Origin of the sequence: Ensifer sp. Root558, assembly GCF_001427045.1 — a bacterium.
GTDB lineage: Bacteria > Pseudomonadota > Alphaproteobacteria > Rhizobiales > Rhizobiaceae > Ensifer > Ensifer adhaerens.
On record NZ_LMGC01000001.1, the window covers coordinates 981,729 to 1,000,439 of the forward strand.

Sequence of the window (18,711 nt, forward strand, 5' to 3'; positions counted from 1 at the left end):
CGAACCATACTGCTACGGCGAGCCACCGCGCAAATTGTCTAGAGGGTTGCCGATCGGCATCACGCTCTTGGCGATAGTTGTCATCGGAGCCTATCTCTTCGTGGGCAGCGCGCTCTCGAACGATCCTCACCAAACCAGTGCCATCCTTCCCCCCCCCGCCCCAACGTCAAAATAGCCTTGAGCTTTAGCGAGGGAGCAACCATGAGATTGATGCATTTAGGTCGAGCCCGTCTGGGGATGGCTTTACCTCGGTATCGCCCTCAGCTGCGCCAAGCCAGAGAACCTTGCCTCCTAGATTTTTTCGAGGCGTACGGGCTCGCCGCGACGACTCTCGACGACCTGATGCAGGAGTACCCGGCGCGCGTAGAGGCTCGGACTTGCAGGCGGAGGTCGTGGTCCTCCTCACGCTCACAGATGAGCGACTATTTTCATGAGATTGAGGGCGCTCGGCTCTTGCAACCCTTTTTTCGACTAGAATGTGGATTCAATGTCAATCAGCATCCAAAATTCACCCCTTATCGGCATCCAATTTTGACCCCCCTGGTGGTGTAGATCAGCGCTTGGCCTGCCCGGCGCTGGCCGGGGTTGCAGAGGGTAGGCCAAGTGCGGGTGATGGGTGTCTTCGACTTTAGCTTTGAGAGCGGTTTTTGAAGCGCCACGACTCGTTCCCGGTTTCGACGATCTCGCAGTGGTGGGTCAGGCGGTCGAGGAGCGCCGTCGTCATTTTGGCGTCGCCGAACACTGTCGGCCATTCTCCAAAGGCCAGGTTCGTGGTGACGATGACCGAGGTGCGCTCGTAGAGCCTGCTGATCAGATGGAACAGCAGTTGGCCACCGGCCTGGGCAAATGGCAGATAGCCGAGTTCGTCGAGGATGATGAAGTCGAGACGGTTGAGATTGTCGGCCGTCCGCCCCTGCTTGCCGCTGCGGGTTTCCGTTTCCAACCGATTGACCAGATCGACGACATTGAAGAAGCGCCCGCGTGTCCCATTGCGGATCAGTGCACGGGCAATCGCGATGGCCAGATGGCTCTTTCCGGTTCCGGTGCCGCCGACGAGGACGACGTTGCGCTGATCGGCGACGAAGGTGCCGGTGGCCAGCTCCCGCACCAGGGATTCATTGACCGGCGTATCGGCGAAGTCGAAGTCGTCGATGTCCTTGGCGAGCGGCAGCTTGGCGATGCTGAGCTGGTAGCGAATGGAGCGTGCCTGCTTCTCGGCGATCTCCGACTGCAAGAGTTCGCCGACGATGCGGGGCGGTTCGTGCTGCCGCTTGATGCCGTTGCCCATGACCTCGTCGTAAGCGCTACGCATTCCATAGAGCTTCAGCGTGCTCATCAGTTCGAGAACCTGTGTGCGTTCCATCAGCTTGCCCTCCTGAGGCTGTCATAGCGGGCGCAGTCGGCGACCGGCTCATGGGTCAACCGCAGCGCATCCGGGGTTTGCAGGGTTGCGGTCGGAGCCGGATCACGGCTCCGGGCCAAAATGTTGAGGATCACCGGGGCCGAGCAGACGCCGTGCTCCAAAGCCTCCTGGCAGGCAGCATCGACGGCCGCCAGACCGTCGGTGGGAACGCAGCCGAGGATGGTGACCATTTGCCGATCACCGTCATGACGCTCTTCAGCCGCCGGCGCACTTTCTCCATCGCTGCGGGCAAGACCCATTCCCGGAACGGCGCTCCGTTGCGCAAAGCTCCGGGTTTGCGAGCCAGAACAGGGACATAATGCCAGGGATCGTAGACCGTCTCGCCACGGCCAAAGCAACGAGGATGTTCACCGACGTTCACGCCATCCTGCCGGATCACAATCTTCTCGGCGTAGGCATGAATCTCGACAGGGCGGCCGACCGCCGTCGAGAGGACGGAGTATTTGTTGTTGTCGAAGCGGACGGTGCAGGTCTTCGACACCGAGGCCGGAACGCAGTGGAAACCGTCGAACGGCCCGACATAGTGCACCAGGCTGGCGCGCTCCGCCTCGAACATCTGCCAGATCATCCGCTCGGTCTGCTCGGGATGGCGGTGAGCCTTGGCGTAGGCGATGCACTTATCGAGCAGCCAGACGTTCAGCTCTTCCAGGCTTTTGACCCGCAGTCGCGGGGTGAAGAAGCGTTCACGCACGAGACCAACCTGGTTCTCGACCTGTCCCTTCTCCCACCCAGATGCGGGCGTGCAGGCGACCGGGTGAACCAGATAATGGCTGCACATCTGCAGAAAACGGCGATTGTATTGTCGTTCCTTTCCAACGAACACGGCTTCGACTGCCGTCTTCATGTTGTCGTAGATGCCGCGCGTGCAGGTGCCATGGAAGAAGGCGAATGCCTTGTCGTGTGCGTCGAACACCATCTCCTGGCTCTCGCGCATGTAGGCCCGGACGAACATCATCCGGCTGTGGCAGAGCCGGACATGCGCCACCTTCACGGTCGTCGTCACGCCGTTGATCCTTGCCGACGAACACCGTCTCGCCGACGAACACCGTCTCGACCGCAGTCTTCATGTTGTCGTAGATGCCGCGCGTGCAGGTGCCACGGAAGAAGGCGAAGGCCTTGTCATGTGCATCGAAGACCATCTCCTGGCTCTCGCGCATGTAGGCCCGGACGAACATCATCCGGCTGTGGCAGAGCCGGACATGCGCCACCTTCACGGTCGTCGTCACGCCGTTGATCAGAATGATCTCGTGGCTCCAGTCGAACTGGTAAGCCTCACCTGGCGCGTAGTAGAGCGGTACATAGGCTTCCGTCGTCACGGTTCCGCGGTTCTTCGCCCAGGTCTTGGCATATCGCCGGATCGCGTCATAACTGCCATCGTAGCCGAGTGCCCGAACCTCCTCGTAAATCCGGATCAGCGTCAGCCGTTCACGCGACGGCTTTCCCTCATTGGCTGTCAGAAACCGCTCGATCTCCGCCTTCCAGGCTCCGATCCGCGGTAACGGTTGCCGTTCTCGGGCATAGGTAAAATCGGTCTCATCGGAACGCAGTATCTTGCGTACCGTGTTGCGCGACACGTGGCCCGGACGATCTTCTTCACCGACCAGCCCTGCACATGGAAGGCCCGTCGAACACGCGCAATCGTATCCACTCGCTTCAACTCCCGCTCCATCCGCCGCTAAAAGCCGGATGGTCAGATGAAATCTGAGGGGGGTCAAAATTGGACGCCGATTACCCCGCCAAGGGGGTCAAATTTGCACGCCGAAACACAATCAAACCCCTGACACTGACCGAGCGTACCGATTGCGTCCCAACTGGTTGGCGGCGTAAAATGTTGTGTCTGTAGAAGTCGAACGCTCAGACGGAAAGGCCCCGGATCACCCTCGTGGGACTCTGGGGCCTTTTTGCGTCTCGGAGCGATGCAACAGGAATGGTGGTGTTCGCGGCATTGCCCTGGATAGCAGTCAGGAGGCGGGATACCTCCTCTTGTATCCCTCTGCTTGCCACCTCGTACTCGAATACAAGACGTTGATCTGGCTGTTCTGCTTCTCGGAATTCTTCTAACCGTTCGGCTGCGAGTGCATACGCCTCGAAAAGGTCATCCAGCTCCGCCGGACAGACATCACCTTCGAGCGCCCGTCGGAATTTCGGTAGTCTCACCGATAAACGGCGCCGTCCTAGTTCTCTGAGTTTCTGCATTTTCTCCCCCATTTCAGGGCAATCTAAGATGGCGCAGCCAAGGAAGGGTTAAATCGAAATTTCAATTGCGAGCGACCTCGCTAAAGCGACGAGCTCTCCTGCCGATTTTTCCCCGCGCCCAACGGCAAAACCGCAACCCCGAGGTCGGTGGCTGCGGTTCTGAGTGCCAGTGGTAACGTGCAGGGACAATGGCAACCGACCGTAGATTGCGCGGGAGCGGGTTAATTTAGTGTTTCCACACGGACGTGATCATGGGGGCGTTTCAAGCCGTTGCCGCGTCTTTCGCTGACAAGGCTACGAGACAAAAAAAGGGTGAAGCGCCCAGAACTCTTTCGCTTCACCCTACAGGTCCAGCTTATCGCATCGTGAATACAACATATCAACTGCCTCCGGTCGCATGCAAATCACCATAGCGCGAGCGCCTTTCGGCTCTGCTTCACGTCAATGTGGGCGCCGGTTACTCCCGCGGCCAAAGCGACGCTCCATCATCAGCCCGACGAGCCACTCTCGTAGATCGGGGTTTTCGCGAAACTCGTCGAAATGCTCGATGGCGTAACCGAGTGTCTGTTCGGCGAGAGCGTCCGCCTCAACCGGTGAGGTCGTTAGGCTGCGCGCCCATGCCAGTAGCTCAGGCAGAAAAGCCGAGAACTCGTCGTCGCGAGGGGCAGGTTGCGGCGGACGATTGACGAACACACAAACGGTCTTGAGCCTCTGTTCAAGTTCCCACGCATCCCCCGTGCCGTTCATGCAAAACTTGAGCGCATATCGCGCCAGGCACTCACTTTCCTTACTGTGCCGAGAAATATGTCGGCTGTCAGAGGCTGTTTTACAGTCCGGCGATGGGCTGAGTATGCACCTCTGGAGGCGGGCTGGCTATCCTTCAAAACCTCGGGTTCGGGATTGAGGTGCCGCTAGCTCAATTTGCTTCAGCAGCGCGATGACTTCGGCCTGCATGTCCAGGCACAGCGCCTGATACTCGTTGATCAATTCCTCGCGGCGGCGGTGCTCCGTCAGCAGTCTGTCGAGGGTCTGCGCGGCCAACGCGTAGGACTCGAACAGATCGTACAGCGTCGGATTCCTGGCTGCTCGCAACTGTTCACGGTGATAAGGCAATACCAAGGAGAGCCGCGCCCGTCCGAGCTTGACCAACGACATTTGGTACAGCCTTTGTCGCGTCATATTTGCCGCGTCACGACAGATTTCCAGAATGTCTTCTTTTTGCATGCTGCGGGCAGCGCCGCAATGGGTGCGCTGAACCCGCTCCCTGGTCTCCATCTGAGCGAAAGTGAACCTCTCCCGCCCACTGCCCGTCAGGCACTGAATATCGAAGGTGTCTGAGCAATCCACGGCTGCCTCCGCGCATACACCACAACTATTTATCACTCTCCCAACCGAAGGAAAACCCGATGAACAGAACGACGTTGCTCGCCTATGCGAGGCGCGCGCCTTTTAGTGAGCGCCTGAACAGAGCCAAATCGACGGCATCAATGCCCTAACGCTTCTTAGCATTATCGAACGCGGTCGCTCGGCGATCGGCGGCTCCGGATAGAAGCTCATCAATACGGTTATGGTTCTCGTCGTGCAAATCGGAGAACGCCGCGTCGATCATCAGCCGGTCCCATACCACACAACCATCGATGCGCTTCGGCCTCGGCATTCGCCGGTCCGAAACCATCTGGTCGAACTTTGTCACACTCACGTCGGCATTCGGGCCCTTCACTGTCAAATCGTGAAAAATAGCAAGGCGCCAGCAACGCGCCACTGTTCACGACAACGATCAATACCAGATCCAGATCCCAGGTTCGCTTCGGCAATGGAGCGCCGGCGCCTATCGAGCATCCGATCTCGACAAGGAGCATTACTACTTCATCGTCGAGGGCTCCGGCAACGTGGTCCGCGGTGATCACACGATCGCCGACAACGTGAGCACTGCCGATGACGACTACGCCGCCCATACGCGGGGCTGCAACACCGGTTCGATCGGCGTCTCGCTGGCCTGCATGGCCGGCGCGATCGAAAGTCCATCCCATGCGGGCAAATATCCCATGACGGAAACGCAGTGGCATTGCGCCATGGACGTCATCGCGCACCTGGCCGAGTTCTACAAAATCCCGGTCACCTCGAAGACGATCCTTTCCCATGCCGAGGTTCAAACGAATCTGGGCATCAAACAGGCCGGGAAGTAGGATTTCACCCGGCTCCCGTTCGCGACGAACGTCATCGGCGCCAAAGCATGCGGCGATAAGATGCGCGCCGACGTCAAAGCACGCCTCTAACCCTCTCCAACATCGAAGGAAACGAACATGCGTTCGCTGATCATCGTATCGGCGGCGGCCCTTGTGCTGTCCGCTTGCACCGCCACTGGTTCGATCGACACTGCGATCAAGACCAGCCTTCCGAAGACCTGCGCTCTGCTCGAGACGGCGCACGCCGCGTTCATCGCGGCCTCGGTCTCGGGCAACATCAAGGCTTCGACCATCGCCAAGGAAAAGGCCGCCTACGACGGCGTTCGCGTCAGCTGCGCCGATCCGGGAAGCGTCACGGCTGCCAACGCGCTCGTCGTCGCTGCGACCGCATACGCGACCATATCTCTCGCACTGAAGGAAGCACAATAATGGGTAGCATCTCGAAAGCTCTTGGCGTTCATGCCCGAGGGCACGCCCTGGTACGGCTATCTGGCGCTCTACGCGCTCACGATCGGCCTGCCGGGGTCCTGACCTATCTGGCCCGAAGAACCAGCAGAAAGCATCATCTTGGCCGTCTCTCATCCTCGGGAGCCGGCTCGACCAAGCTACCGACGCCTCCGGCAACAGCGCCAATCAGCCCGACAAGTTCCGTTCCCAGTTCGGGCATACCCATGCCGGCGCCGAAGCCAGTGAGATAACCCACAATTGCGCCGGATAGTAGGCCGAGGCAGCACGCCCACGTTGGCTTGAACGGCAACTCTCCCTCCCCACGGATGCCCTTCTCGTAGTGACCGTACCGCAACCACTGCTCGATTTCACTTACTCCAAATTGAGTAGGGAAGCCTGTTACGGGGGCTTTATAACTGGTTCCCGCAGGGGCGACGTTTATGAACCGTCCGATCGACAGAGATAGGCGACGATCTCCAGCTTCAGCGGATCACGGTCGCCGTACTTCTCCCTGATCCGCTCAAGCTCCTCGATCGCGGCATGTTGCTCGTCTATATCCCCGAGCACGTAGCTTTCATGCCCGACTGCGCAGATGTTGCACCCGGCTTCGATCACGTCGACGACGAATGCGGGGGTCTCGCTGGCGTTCATTTGGCGGCGGTCATTCTCCGTCATGTCAGGTCCTCCGTTGACGTTATGACGAGACCTGCCATGGCCGACAGGAGCAAGAATACTCCCCGGAAATTTTGGGGGCTTGAAAAGAAATGGCCCCGTCGGGCGGCGACGAGGCCATCGGCACTGAGCAAGCTTCACTTCCGGAGGGATTGTGAAGGTGTCACCCTGATCGGGGAAAGGGTTCCACAAAGCCAGAAACGCAAACGGCGGTACTGAGTTCCGTCTCTGCAAAAAAATGGCCCCAAATTGCAGCCAACGGGCCACGAAAGAGCGTGTGCGTCATCTACTCGCACGCACTTAAACGAATGAAGCCCCGCAGGGGATGCGGGGCTTCATCGTGGAAGGTCGTCAAACCATAAAAAACGCAATGCGTACATTAATTCAGTGATCGCACGGCAATGAGAAGTACAACCATGGATTATTTCTGTTGCGCGATCACGGTTGTATCGTCGCAAAAATGGGGACCGATCGCAACCATGCGAAAGAGGTAGTCGCGTAATCAATTTGGGGGGCGCGAACTGCTTTGCTGGCGCTGCGGGGGATTTCATCTTTCGGGCCGCCATCACCGAATAATGCAGGTGCCCGGCCAATCCCGGCAAGAGCGACCCGCACAGCTCGCCAGAGCTAATCCAGTAGCCACAATGCAGGCGATGACGGCGATCTTTCGGGCCATTGGTTCGTTCCAGCTATGGCGTTAACGCGAGGGCGATAAGCCAAGCGGCCAAGGCGATCAGAAGCCAAATCCGAGCGCCCTTGTACCTTTGTCGTCTTGCCCCTTCCCAATCGTAAGACATCAGTGCCTCCCTCTCGGTGGCGCACAATGCACGATTGCACATATGACGAAAAGTCCATTTTCCTCATATACACAGCGCTGCTTGTCTGTTGTCCCTACCACTGGCTAGGACGCAGTCAATGCCGCGTCCCTTCGATCTCCAGTTCTATGTATCGGCCGATGGACCAGAGATAGGCGACGATCTGCAGCTTCAGGTGATCGCGCTCGCCGAATTTGTCGCCGATCCGGTCAAGATCCTCAAGCGCTGCATCCTGCTCCTCGATATCACCAAGTACGTACTTGTCATGCCCTATGGCGGTGATATCGCAACCGGCCGCAATAATCTCAGACACGAAATCCGGTATTTCGCTCGGCTTCATCTTTCGCGGCTTGCTTTGGGCCATATTAATCCTCCTTTGATCGAGCAGGAAGGGTAGGGATTCGGGAGATCCGCTAGGCTATTGCGCTGAAGCGAGAGCGACCAGTCATGCTGCTAAGGCAATCAAAGCCCGAGCCGCGCGTGCCTGTACCGTCGACGCCTGGCACGTTCCCAATCGTAGGACATGAGGTTCCCCCTCTCGGCCGCGCACAATGCCAGATTGTGGGTGGGTGGGAAAGGCGCTTCCTCAGAGGAGCAAAGCGGTCCCCGCCAAAAAGTATGGCCTCGCCGGGGAGAGCGAGGCCATGGGGCACTTTCATGAGTTTCAGATCCGGGCGGATCGTGAAGGCGTCATCCTGATCGGGGGACTCAGGGCTGCCACAGGCGAGAAACGCCGACGGCGTTATTGAGTTCCTGCCTTCGCAAAAAAAAATGGCCCCAAAGTGCGGGGCCGAATTGTGTGCTGTGCCAAGAAGCCCGAGCAGGCGAAAGGGATCACTCGGGCTCGTTCTAAGACTATCACGTGCGGCGACAAATTCCGAGCCCTTTGGAGAATCCTACAAATTGCGCGTCGGGCGAAAGCCTGATCTGATGCGGGCATGACCACGAAGCTTTCAGACTTGAGGCTGAGAAACCCAAAGCTCCTCGGCGAGCTCAAACGACGGGGGTTTGAGACCGTCGATGACATGAAGCACGTTCCCACGACGGACGCGTTGCGGATGAAGGGAATGGGCGCAAAATCGTGGCAGAAAATCTGTGATGCATTGGGCAGAGACCCTGCAAAGACGTGAGGCCTGAAAGCCATTACCGGGCCACCTCCTTCGAAATCAGTTCATTGAACTTCTCGATATTCGCCCGCGGCTATAAAGACTTTGAGCATTCTCTTCACCTGCGTGGAAAAGCTCCTCTACCGCTGCGTCCTGGCGGTGGTATCGCCAATCCGGGCGCTAACTGGGTGGCGATGGCATGTTCGGGAGCGTGTCTAGCCCTGGCTTTTGGGCACGCCGGTTTTGCGCAAGCCCGCCCGACCTCTAGCCTCTCTCGTCGCTGCAACTTGGGTGTCGCTGGGTGATCTGTCCTCAGTTGCTAAGGGAATGCGGGCGGTACCGAACCAGATAGCGCACTCTAGAAGGGAAGTTTCATCCTTGTTCCCAAGCCGGTATTCATCAGCGATGAAGCTTGCTAGGCGGACGGCTCGCTTGCTGAGATGTGGAATGCGAGTTTTGGCACAGGCCGTTTCGAAGACTTTTCGTATCAAGGCAAGATCTCGGGGACCAAGATGTTGAATTGCGAGTTTGGGCGGTATGTGCACTGACACCTCCTATGAATGAAGGGGGTGCGCGTCGAACCGGACTTGGAGGAAGCTCAAAAGGTGAACCTGCGATTGCGCCACCTTCATTCTCCCACCGATTGATGGCTTCCGTTTTCGTTTGGGCTGCAATTTGATTTTGTCCGCCTGGCGCGCCGCTCTTCCCAAGAAAGGCGGTCAGTTGCGCCTTTGTCAGTTCGCCCCGCTGAATGGCGGCCGTCAGGAACCGCGCCAGAGCAAGCTTTTCTGCGCGTTCATCTCTTTCTTTGGCTTCGAGATAACCAGCGGCTTTTAGTATTTCAACCAAAAGGCTGATGTCTTCGGCGTCTATATCTAGATCTGGATCCTTGGAAGACATGCGGCCTCCTTCGCGTGGGGCGGCAGGCGGCCCGCGCTAGTTCTAACGCGCTATACTATGCGCCCAATGGTTCAGAGATTCTACGGGTGTGCTCGGAAAGGCGACTCTAAGAAACGGCCTCGTCGTGGGGGGCGACGAGGCCGGCTACACGACTTCACTAATGGTGAAGCCGTCAGGCGCCTTCAGTCTCCGAAGGGCGGGGATCTAAATGCGCATTAGCTTATATAGGAGGCGTAGAATTCGCTTCCAAGGGCAGGCCAGAAAAAGAATGGCCCCGAAAGGCGATTAAGGGGCCATGAGAGTGTCGTCCTTCTGCCGGGCCGGCAGGATGGAACTCGCCAGCCCACCTATTCAATCTCTGAGGTTGAATAGGTGGGCTGGCTTGATTTTCTCCTCGTAGCCGTCGCATCGTAACCCATGGCCGAGCCCTACCAGCCCCGTTACATAGGACATGCTATCCCTCTATTCGATTGATGAGCATCCAGACCGCCATAGCAATCAACATTAGGTTTTCAGTGAGTGAGATAAGGCCCAACGGGACATTGCTGTCGCCGCCGACGCAAGCACATTTCAGCTTACGGCGGTCAATGTATACGGCCTTGAAAACGGAAATGGCACCAATGGTGCCGACTACGAACGCAACCGGAATTGCAAGCCACAACCATACGCCAGCGATCATCAGGATACCTGCAAGGGCTTCGCCGAAGGGGTAGAGGTAGGCATGAAGCGTTTTCTTATTGGTGCATTTGCCGTCGTCACGGCCATCGGCCTTGCCGGCACTGCGCTTGCGCAGGAATTCACGTTCCGCTTCCAGTCTTCGGACCCGGCGGGCAACCCGAACTTCGAATATCAGAAAGGTTGGACCGACCTCGTCGCCGAGCGCTCCGGCGGCAAGGTGAAGATCGAGCTTCTGCCGGTCGGTTCGGTCGTGGAATATAACGAAACGCTTGATGCGGTTGCAGGCGGCATTCTCGATGGTCAGATCTGCGATTCGTCCTATTGGGCCGGCAAGGATCCGGCTTTCGGCCTGATCTCCAATCCGGTCGGCGCCTGGTCCGATCCGGCGCAGATGATCGACTTCGTGGAGAACGGCGGTGGCAAGGAGATCATGCAGGAATTGCTGGGCTCCTACGGCCTGCATTTTATCGGCGTTTCCACTCCGGGGTTGGAAGCGTTCGTCTCGCGTGTGCCGCTTGATGGTGTCGATGATCTCAAGGGGCTGAAGATGCGCGCCCCGGAAGGTCCGATTGCCAACGTGTTTGCAGCCGCTGGCGCTGCCCCGGTCAATCTGCCGTCCTCCGAAGTCTATACGTCGATCGACAAGGGCGTCGTCGATGCGGCCGATTATTCCGCATTCTCGGTCAATCAGGCGCAGGGCCTCAATGGCGTTGCGAAACATCCGGTGTATCCAGGCTTCCACTCGCTGCCACTCGTCGAGGGTCTCCATGAACATGGCGAAATGGGAAGCGCTGCCGGATGACCTCAAGAAAATCCTTGAGGAAACTGTCAAGGAATTCCAGCAGACCCAGAACAACGGTCTCAAGGCCGCCGACCAGAAGGCGGTGGAGGCGGCCAAGGCCGAAGGCTCGATTACGATCCACGATTGGTCGGCCGAGGAGCGTGCCAAGTTTCGCAAGCTTGGGGTCGCCGAATGGGAGAATATCGCGAAGCGTTCGCCAATGGCCCAGAAGGTGTTCGACACGCTGACGGCCTACCTGAAGGAAAAGGGCTTGCTCTGACCCAACCATGCGGCGGCCCGCTCCGGGCCGTCGTTTTCTCGTGCCGAGGGAGAGGGGCATGACAAGAGACACGTTTTCAGAGGACGCCGGGGCCGCCATGGGCGCCGAGGTCGTCGGGGCCGTTCCCGAAGCCGGCATGCTCGGCCGTCTCATCGAGAAGCCGGCTATGTTTTTGCCGTCGGCATCGTGCTCGCAGCGCTCATACTGCTTGTGGAAGTATTCCTGCGATACGTGTTGAACAGCCCGACGATCTGGGCACATGAGACGACGGTATTCCTTTGCGGCGTCGCTTTCATCTTCGGCGGCCTCTATTGCACCGCCCGCAACACCCATATCCGCGTCGTTCTGCTCTATGATCATTTCTCTCCCCGCGCGCGCCGGATCGCCGACATCGTCATCTCCCTTGTTAGCGCCCTTGCCAGCGGCTTCTTCGCCTTTGCCGCCTATCACATGGTCGAACGGGCCGTGGTCACTCCTTCCGGCGAGGTCCGCCTGGAGACGACCGGTAGTGCCTGGAGCCCGCCGACGCCGGCCCTGATCAAGATCTTTATCCTCTTGGTTATGATCCTGCTCGTCGTTCAGTTTCTGATTCTTGCCGTCAACTACGCCAAGCGAGCTTCAAAGGACTGAACGATGACCGATCTGTTTGATTTCAGCATCAATCTGCAGGCGCTCGGCATCGGTTGGGGCACCCTGCTTATGTTCGTGATGATGGTAGGGCTGCTACTCTCCGGCATGCCGCTCGCCTTTGTCACACTTCTCGTAGCACTTATCTTCGCGCTCGGTTGGTTCGGGCCCATGTCGATCCCGCTCATTACGAGCCGCGTTTATTCCTTTGTGATGAACTTCGTATTCGTTTCGGTGCCGATGTTCGTCCTTATGGCCGCGATACTCGACCGCTCCGGCATCGCACGCGACCTCTTCGATGCCATGAAGCTTTTTGCCGGCCGAATACGCGGCGGCGTTGCGGTTCAAACCGTCTTTGTGTCGGTGATCCTCGCTGCCATGCGCGGTATCATCGGCGGCGAGATCGTTCTTCTCGGCCTTATCGCGCTGCCGCAGATGCTGCGTCTCGGATATGATCGCAACCTGGCGATCGGCGTCGTCTGCGCGGGCGGTTCGCTCGGCACGATGATCCCGCCTTCCATCGTCCTGATCATCTATGGCCTGACGGCGAACGTTTCTATCGGTGATTTGTTCACGGCAGCCTTCTTGCCTGGCTTCATGCTGGCGATGTTCTATGTAGCCTATATTCTCGTGCGCGCCTACTTTACGCCCGGCGTTGTGCCGCCGGTAGATATGACGCCGATCCCAACAGAAGAGAAACTCCGGCTCCTTAAGGGTCTTGCCCTGCCGGTGCTTGTCGTCTTCGTTGTTCTCGGCTCGATATACGGCGGCATCGCGTCCGTAACTGAAGCCTCCGCAATCGGAGTCGGTGGGGTCATCCTTTCGACCATTCTGCGGGGGGAGTTCTCATATAGACTGCTGCGCGATGCGGCGATGCAGACGCTATCGACTGTGGGCATGATCGTCTGGATCGGCATAGGTGCCACGGCCATCGTGGGCGTCTACAACTTGATGGGCGGCGTGAATTTCGTTTCTGGCATGATCACCGGCATTTCCGATAGTCCGACTGTGATCGTGCTGGTGATGATGTTGATCCTGTTCGTGCTGGGCGCCTTTCTGGATTGGGTCGGGATAGCCCTTCTCACGATGCCGATCTTCGTACCGATCATCAAGTCGCTCGGCATGGACCCGGTCTGGTTCGGCGTTCTCTTCTGCATGAACATGCAGGTGTCGTTCCTGTCGCCGCCCTTTGGGCCGGCCGCCTTCTACCTGAAGTCAGTGGCCCCTCCGGGCATTACGCTGGGGATCATCTTCCGGGCTCTTGTTCCGTTCATCATGTTACAGATCCTCGCCGTCTCCATGTTGATCGCGTTCCCGGGCATTACCGGACGATAACTAACCCATATTTCCTTCAATCGTAGTCGATTGACGGTGTCGTTTGGCTGTTATCCGTCAGGACCATACAACTGGCCGGTACGTAGACCTCGCTCCCGAGGAACTGCGGCATTAAAGCCTTAGCCAGGCTCGTTGGGGAGGAGAGCTGGGCGTGACCGTGGTTCCGCCAAGACGAAGAACATCGAGCGGCTCTCTGTTCGTCGAACATAGCTTCGATGCGGAATAAGATCCGAGGGTCTCAGTTATCACAGCGGCTCTGGTTGCCAATGCCTCCAGGTCCAATGTTAACCCTGGAGAATCTAGTCCAAGTGCAACATTGCCGTGTGAAGGGTAGGGCATCACGCGCAGTCTCGCAAATGCGCTATGAAGAGCTCGGCGGGTGTGCGGTAACCCAGGCACTTGCGTGGCAGCGCGTTCAGATGGTGGACGAGCGCGACGAGCTATTGCTGGGTGACGGCGGTGAGATCGGTATCGCTGGGCGTGAAGCGGCGGCTGCGCTTGTTGGCGTTTTTCCACCGCACCTTTCCGCCACGGCGCACTGGGGTCGCAGAACCAGCTCCGCGCGCCGATGCCATCTTCCAAAGCCCTAAAGCGGCGAACTCCGTGCCGCGATCAAAGGTGAAACTCTGCCGGGCAAAGGCTGGCAAAGGTGAGAACGTTTCGATGATCTTGTCCATGATCGGTCTCGAGCGCCGGCTCGGATTCTTGATCATCACGGTGTAGAGGCTTTTGCGCTCGGCCAACGAGATCAGGTTGGCGTTGCCGAAATCACGTTCGAAGATCAACAAGTCGCCCTCCCAATGCCCGAACTGCGAACGATCACCATGAAATCAGGGCGTTGCGATATCCTGCAGGCAGCCGGAAAAGTGCCGTCACGGGGTTTCCTCGAGCTGCGGGGGGCGGCGTTTGCTGCGGCCTTCCGCCAGATGCTGATGGAGTTCCAGCGCCTGATCTTCCTTGCCATAGATGAAGCGATAGATCGTCTCGCTGCAGACCCGCACGGCGCTGACGCCATCGGCGAGCAGACGACCGGCAATCTGTTCCGGTGACCAAGGTGTCTTCAGCTGCTCGATCACAAGCTCGCGCAATTGCGGGTGCCGCACAAGCTTCCTCAGGCGCTGCCGCCGCTCTTTGTGGATGTCGTACGCCAACGAAAGCCCCTTCAGAAAAGGCTCCTGCTTAGCCGAAATTTCTTACCCCCACCTTTTTCCCACTCCCCTTTCATGGCCTGTGGCTTCCCTCATGCCGCAATCTGACATGCTACCCACTTCTGGTTTCGAGTTTCAATCAGTCGCCACGGAGATTTCAAACCGTCACTCCTTGACTTTCAATTGGTCATCGTCGTAGTTTCAAACAGTCATCAAAGGAATGAAGCTGTGGCGCTGTATCCAAGGCTCGTTGAGCAACGCGTTGCCGACGCCCTGTCAGACACGCGAGTCGTACTGATCGTAGGTCCCAGACAATCAGGAAAAACGACGTTGGCTAAGAAGATGGCCAACGAGGGGATGGAGTATTACACGCTGGATAATGCAACCATCCTGGACGCAGCGCGACAGGATCCCGTTGGCTTTGTAAGAGGTATGGATCGCGCCATCATCGATGAAATTCAGCGCGCGCCCGAACTGCTGTTGGCCATCAAGGAAAGCGTGGATACCGACCAGCGCCCAGGGCGGTTCCTTCTGACCGGTTCAGCCAATCTCATGACGTTGCCACGCGTGGCAGACTCGCTCGCAGGGCGAATGGAGGTTGTTCGATTGCTGCCGCTTGCGCAAAGCGAGATCAGAACCGCCGGCAGCAGCTTCCTGCGCGACGCCTTCCAAAACGAAGCCAAGGCCGGAGAGCCATTCTTCGGAGACGACCTCATGGCTGCGGTTCTGGCCGGTGGATATCCCGAGGCGCTGGCCCGCAAAACCTTGAACCGCAGACAGGACTGGTATGCGGATTATATCCAGGCGATCGTTCAACGCGACGTTCGCGATGTCGCGCAAATCGAGCAGATTGCTCAAATGCCGCGCCTCCTACGCATCCTGGCAGAGCATTCGGGACAGCTCGTCAACTATTCTGGAATTGGCGCGGCCATTGGGATGAACCACATTACAACGCAAAAATATGTCGGCATCTTCGAGAGCCTGTTCCTCGCTCGAACCGTACAACCCTGGTTTTCGAACAAACTAAAACGCCTCACGAAAACACCGAAAATACATTTCCTCGATTCTGGTCTTCTCGCATCCCTTCGTGACCTCTCTCTCGACCGTCTCCACGGCGACAGGGGTCAGTTCGGGGCATTGCTGGAGACTTTCGTTTTTGCCGAGATCCTTAAACTCGCCAGCGGCGGGCAAACCCGCTTCGAGTTTTCGCATTTTCGAGACAAGCAGCAGAACGAAGTCGATATCGTCATCGAAGATACAAGGGGGCGGATCGTCGGTATCGAAATAAAGGCGGCAGCATCCGTCTCGAATTCCGATTTTTCCGGATTGCGAATTTTGGCCGAAGCATCCGGAGAACGGTTTGTTTCGGGCATGGTCTTGTATGACCACCACAAAGTGGTCCCTTTCGGAGAACGTTTGTCCGCTGTGCCAATATCGGCGTTGTGGCGGTAGCGCGTGAGAATTTCGCTCAGTATTCAGACCCGAGCATTTTTGAGACTTCCAAGGTCTCGATAACCAATAGGCCTCAGGTTCGATTCCCTTCAAGGCGAGGGAATCGTCCGCAGACGCTGAGAAACGTGCCAAGCAGCAAATCGGTCAACCTCCTATGACGGAAGTTGCCTTATCCAATCGTCGAATCCAGCGTGTGGGGCCTGTACCGCCAGACCCGTATTCGGTCGTCCGTCTGATTTCACCGATTGCCTAAGCTCCCGTGCGCTTTGCCTGTACTGCTGTTTGAAGGCGCGGGCGAAATGATCGCCTCTCAAAAATCCGAAGTCGGCCGCAATGTCGGAGATGCGGCGCATATCCCTGGGATTGGCCAAAATAGACCTAATCCGCTCGAGCCGACGGCTCTGGATGTAATGGACAACGCCACCTTCCGTTTCGAACAAGCGATAAAGCGTCCGGCGGGATACGGCGACAATGTTGCAGATCGCAACGATGTTCAGCGTGCTGGCGTCGAGGCGAGCCTCGATATAACGTTTCGCGTGACGCAGTAGCACGAGCTCGAGGCCGGGGCGCGCAGCCCTCCTGAGCGCTTCCAGGAAAGCGGCTGGGCGAAGCCCGGGTTTGCCGCCTTCGTCTCCTCGATCATCGAAAGTGGCTACGATCCAGCGAAGATGGACGGTGTGCGCGCGCGGCTGCGCGAGCTAAGACTTGAACCCTATGATTGCCTCAACCCGGTCCTGATGGATGTGATCGCCACATGGGCAGCCAAGAAGAGCGGCGCGCTCCCCAATTGATCGAAGAGACGCTCTTCAAACTCGATCCGTGTTCGGCTCGTTTGGAACTCGCCAGCTTCCGTAGCATTGTGTGCTCGGCGAAGTTCGCCGAGCACTTCTAAAGCTTGCCGCGTTTATGGACGACGCGGCCGGTGTAGATTGTGTTCCGAGGCGCTGACGGTGCGGGGTGCCAAGAGAGGTCATCAGGCGCAGGATGTCGTCACAGTGCCCACGAAAAAGATCGGCGTCGATGCGGTCACCCGTTACGTTCTGAAGGATGCCATACTGCTTTGCGGGACCGCAGCCATAGAGACATCGCCCATCCCGGTCCACTAGGAAACGACTGACAAGCTCAGGGGTCATTGCCGAAAAAATTGGAACCAATCCGGCCACCCGAAGGTTTGATTTGTGGGTGTCAACACTTCACCCGCTTTCAGAAGCAGCGGGAATCCGATCGGCGCCTTTAGATCCGTCCTTAACGCACTTTCAGCAGTGACCGTTTTGGTCTCGGCGGCGGTCTTTACCCAGCCGGCGAACGCTGAGGACAAGGATCGTTGTCGCGTTGCTTCGGGCGACGACACGAACCAGAAGAATCTCTCAGAAAAACTGGACGATTGCGATGGGGTGTTGAAGCCCCCTCGCGTCGGCGACACTGAAATCAAAACACCGGCGCCTGATGTCGGGAAAACGCGGGTGATCCGCCCCGGCGAATTGCAATAGAGCGTCGCCGATGGCGGGTAAGCCTGGCTCAAAATGCTAAGAGTTCTGTGGCCGCTATATCCGACTAAAGTCGGCTTACGGCGGGCGGCGTGAAACGGCGTTGAGCACCGGGATCCAGCCACAGGCTCTCCAGCGGAGCCGTCGGCGGGTGCAAATCGGACCACACATCCGCCGCCGGCGACGCGGCAATTCCAGATGAAGCCTTCAGCATCCACACAGGAGCCGTCCGGCAGACCTCGCTCAAAACCAGCCGATGCCGGTTCTGAGCCAGCGTGAAATCGAGAGGGGGCCTTGGCGGATTTCGATCCGCCAAGTTTTCTGGCCCTCCATAAGCCGGCGGAGGTTGACACGAAAATCGTATCCGTTATTCTGGATGTATGGATAGCAATACAGCAATCGCGGCGCTTGCCGCACTCGCCCAGTCTACCAGGCTCGAGACGTTTCGACTTCTCGTCCGACACGAACCCGACGGCATTCCTGCCGGCGAACTCGCCCGGCTTCTCGACGTACCGCAAAACACCATGTCGGCGCACCTTGCGACGCTGTCGCGTGCGGGCCTGGTTTCAAGCGAGCGGCAGAGCCGTTCAATTATCTATCGGGCGGACCTTCAGGGGCTGCGCGACCTGACCCTCTTCCTGCTGAAAGACTGCTGCGGCGGCTCGGCGGAACTCTGCGCGCCGCTCATCGCAGAACTCACACCCTGCTGTGCTCCCGAGGTGAAGCTGTCATGAGCGACATCAGGCTAGAGCCAGTCACGGGGAGCGATCCCGAACTGAAACTGGCGCTGTCGGCTTCCGGTCTTCCAACCGAAGACCTCGAAGACACTGGGCGCTCGTTTTTCAGGGCGGTTTCCTCAGATCGAAGCACGGTTGGCTATGCTGGCATTGAGGCGTGCGGTGACGACGTGCTTCTCAGGTCGATAGTCATCTTGCCCGAGCATCGTGGCAAGGCGCTTGGAAAATCGCTGACCAGGGAAACGCTGAAGGCCGTCGATGTAAGCTCGGCAGTCTTCCTTGCGACGACCTCCGCCGCACCGTTCTTCGAAAGGCTTGGCTTCATTGTGGTCGAGCGGGCCGATGTGCCGCCCGCCGTTCTCGCAACCCGTCAACTGTCGGGCATCTGCCCGGCATCGGCAACGATCATGAAACTCGACAGAGCTCCGACCTAACCACGGA

General features: G+C 58.1%; 21 protein-coding genes and 5 pseudogenes. 12 read left to right on the forward strand and 14 right to left on the reverse strand.

The genetic code is table 11. The annotated features are described in order from the left end of the window. Positions 1-628: 628 nt before the first annotated feature. From istB to ASD63_RS04865, 6 genes and pseudogenes are all read right to left on the reverse strand, one after another. Complete coding sequence (istB, locus tag ASD63_RS04840; RefSeq protein WP_060528836.1) at positions 629-1,363, reverse strand: IS21-like element helper ATPase IstB; 735 nt, start codon at positions 1,361-1,363, stop codon at positions 629-631. Next, a pseudogene (gene istA / locus ASD63_RS04845) lies at positions 1,305-2,429 on the reverse strand (IS21 family transposase); the annotation flags it as partial. The gene istB and the pseudogene istA (ASD63_RS04845), both read right to left, overlap by 59 nt. Before the next feature lie 28 nt (positions 2,430-2,457). Further along, a pseudogene (gene istA / locus ASD63_RS33920) lies at positions 2,458-3,080 on the reverse strand (IS21 family transposase); the annotation flags it as partial. Positions 3,081-4,060: 980 nt separating this feature from the next. Continuing rightward, positions 4,061-4,366 (reverse strand): hypothetical protein, encoded by a 306-nt coding sequence (locus ASD63_RS04855; protein WP_060528837.1) that lies wholly within the window; start codon positions 4,364-4,366, stop codon positions 4,061-4,063. A gap of 126 nt (positions 4,367-4,492) precedes the next feature. Then, positions 4,493-4,966: a hypothetical protein gene (locus tag ASD63_RS35990; protein ID WP_244497217.1), complete on the reverse strand. Its 474-nt coding sequence runs from the start codon at positions 4,964-4,966 to the stop codon at positions 4,493-4,495. A gap of 145 nt (positions 4,967-5,111) precedes the next feature. Continuing rightward, entirely contained in the window at positions 5,112-5,318 is a 207-nt protein-coding gene (locus tag ASD63_RS04865; protein ID WP_143106294.1) for a hypothetical protein, read from the reverse strand. 190 nt (positions 5,319-5,508) lie between these two features. Here ASD63_RS04865 and ASD63_RS04870 point away from each other — a divergent pair, with 190 nt between their 5' ends. Continuing rightward, positions 5,509-5,805: an N-acetylmuramoyl-L-alanine amidase gene (locus tag ASD63_RS04870; protein ID WP_051659586.1), complete on the forward strand. Its 297-nt coding sequence runs from the start codon at positions 5,509-5,511 to the stop codon at positions 5,803-5,805. Between the two features lie 117 nt (positions 5,806-5,922). Next, complete coding sequence (locus tag ASD63_RS04875) at positions 5,923-6,234, forward strand: hypothetical protein (RefSeq protein WP_034801528.1); 312 nt, start codon at positions 5,923-5,925, stop codon at positions 6,232-6,234. Positions 6,235-6,690: 456 nt separating this feature from the next. Here ASD63_RS04875 and ASD63_RS04880 read toward each other — a convergent pair whose 3' ends face one another. After that, positions 6,691-6,927, reverse strand: coding sequence for a hypothetical protein (locus tag ASD63_RS04880; protein ID WP_335669428.1), 237 nt, complete (start codon positions 6,925-6,927; stop codon positions 6,691-6,693). Between the two features lie 909 nt (positions 6,928-7,836). Continuing rightward, positions 7,837-8,103 (reverse strand): hypothetical protein, encoded by a 267-nt coding sequence (locus tag ASD63_RS04885; protein ID WP_034801529.1) that lies wholly within the window; start codon positions 8,101-8,103, stop codon positions 7,837-7,839. A gap of 574 nt (positions 8,104-8,677) precedes the next feature. Between ASD63_RS04885 and ASD63_RS04895 the strand changes: the two genes are divergently transcribed. Then, positions 8,678-8,869 carry a helix-hairpin-helix domain-containing protein gene (locus tag ASD63_RS04895; protein WP_034801532.1) on the forward strand — a complete coding sequence of 64 codons (192 nt, stop codon included), beginning with the start codon at positions 8,678-8,680 and terminating at the stop codon, positions 8,867-8,869. Between the two features lie 375 nt (positions 8,870-9,244). Here ASD63_RS04895 and ASD63_RS35995 read toward each other — a convergent pair whose 3' ends face one another. Beyond that, on the reverse strand, positions 9,245-9,745 hold the full coding sequence (locus ASD63_RS35995) for a hypothetical protein (RefSeq protein WP_244495234.1): 501 nt from the start codon (positions 9,743-9,745) through the stop codon (positions 9,245-9,247). A 454-nt stretch (positions 9,746-10,199) separates the two neighbouring features. After that, a pseudogene (locus ASD63_RS36000) lies at positions 10,200-10,469 on the reverse strand (MauE/DoxX family redox-associated membrane protein); the annotation flags it as partial. On the opposite strand from ASD63_RS36000, the gene dctP reads away from it, so the two are divergent. The 4 genes from dctP (at position 10,467) to ASD63_RS04915 (ending at position 13,446) form a co-directional block, all read left to right on the forward strand. Beyond that, positions 10,467-11,225 carry a TRAP transporter substrate-binding protein DctP gene (gene dctP, locus ASD63_RS04905; protein WP_200953433.1) on the forward strand — a complete coding sequence of 253 codons (759 nt, stop codon included), beginning with the start codon at positions 10,467-10,469 and terminating at the stop codon, positions 11,223-11,225. The pseudogene ASD63_RS36000 and the gene dctP overlap by 3 nt on opposite strands. Next, complete coding sequence (locus ASD63_RS36565) at positions 11,191-11,484, forward strand: DUF1517 domain-containing protein (RefSeq protein ID WP_200953434.1); 294 nt, start codon at positions 11,191-11,193, stop codon at positions 11,482-11,484. Before dctP ends, ASD63_RS36565 begins: the two co-directional genes overlap by 35 nt. A gap of 231 nt (positions 11,485-11,715) precedes the next feature. Further along, positions 11,716-12,114 carry a TRAP transporter small permease gene (locus ASD63_RS04910; RefSeq protein WP_200953435.1) on the forward strand — a complete coding sequence of 133 codons (399 nt, stop codon included), beginning with the start codon at positions 11,716-11,718 and terminating at the stop codon, positions 12,112-12,114. Positions 12,115-12,117: 3 nt separating this feature from the next. After that, entirely contained in the window at positions 12,118-13,446 is a 1,329-nt protein-coding gene (locus ASD63_RS04915; RefSeq protein WP_034801534.1) for a TRAP transporter large permease subunit, read from the forward strand. 440 nt (positions 13,447-13,886) lie between these two features. Here ASD63_RS04915 and ASD63_RS34890 read toward each other — a convergent pair whose 3' ends face one another. Then, positions 13,887-14,234, reverse strand: a complete 348-nt coding sequence (locus tag ASD63_RS34890; RefSeq protein ID WP_143106295.1) for an IS30 family transposase — start codon at positions 14,232-14,234, stop codon at positions 13,887-13,889. Positions 14,235-14,318: 84 nt separating this feature from the next. Further along, the gene (locus tag ASD63_RS34895) at positions 14,319-14,597 is read right to left on the reverse strand and encodes a hypothetical protein (RefSeq protein WP_156553107.1); all 279 of its coding nucleotides are present in this window, start codon (positions 14,595-14,597) and stop codon (positions 14,319-14,321) included. Between the two features lie 225 nt (positions 14,598-14,822). Here ASD63_RS34895 and ASD63_RS04930 point away from each other — a divergent pair, with 225 nt between their 5' ends. Then, positions 14,823-16,046 carry an ATP-binding protein gene (locus ASD63_RS04930; protein ID WP_034801592.1) on the forward strand — a complete coding sequence of 408 codons (1,224 nt, stop codon included), beginning with the start codon at positions 14,823-14,825 and terminating at the stop codon, positions 16,044-16,046. A 152-nt stretch (positions 16,047-16,198) separates the two neighbouring features. On the opposite strand, the gene ASD63_RS04935 is transcribed toward ASD63_RS04930, so the two are convergent. Further along, positions 16,199-16,597 (reverse strand): helix-turn-helix domain-containing protein, encoded by a 399-nt coding sequence (locus ASD63_RS04935; protein WP_051659587.1) that lies wholly within the window; start codon positions 16,595-16,597, stop codon positions 16,199-16,201. 27 nt (positions 16,598-16,624) lie between these two features. Here ASD63_RS04935 and ASD63_RS33935 point away from each other — a divergent pair. Beyond that, a pseudogene (locus ASD63_RS33935) lies at positions 16,625-16,837 on the forward strand (aldehyde-activating protein); the annotation flags it as partial. Positions 16,838-17,224: 387 nt separating this feature from the next. Continuing rightward, entirely contained in the window at positions 17,225-17,536 is a 312-nt protein-coding gene (locus ASD63_RS33940) for a hypothetical protein (protein WP_234798867.1), read from the forward strand. Between the two features lie 137 nt (positions 17,537-17,673). Here the strand turns inward: ASD63_RS33940 and ASD63_RS33945 are convergent. Beyond that, a pseudogene (locus tag ASD63_RS33945) lies at positions 17,674-17,787 on the reverse strand (SMP-30/gluconolactonase/LRE family protein); the annotation flags it as partial. A 126-nt stretch (positions 17,788-17,913) separates the two neighbouring features. Here ASD63_RS33945 and ASD63_RS04940 point away from each other — a divergent pair. After that, positions 17,914-18,267, forward strand: coding sequence for a metalloregulator ArsR/SmtB family transcription factor (locus ASD63_RS04940; RefSeq protein ID WP_034801535.1), 354 nt, complete (start codon positions 17,914-17,916; stop codon positions 18,265-18,267). Further along, the gene (arsN2, locus tag ASD63_RS04945; protein ID WP_034801537.1) at positions 18,264-18,704 is read left to right on the forward strand and encodes an arsenic resistance N-acetyltransferase ArsN2; all 441 of its coding nucleotides are present in this window, start codon (positions 18,264-18,266) and stop codon (positions 18,702-18,704) included. The genes ASD63_RS04940 and arsN2 overlap by 4 nt, the downstream gene beginning before the upstream one ends. The last annotated feature ends 7 nt before the right edge of the window (positions 18,705-18,711 follow it).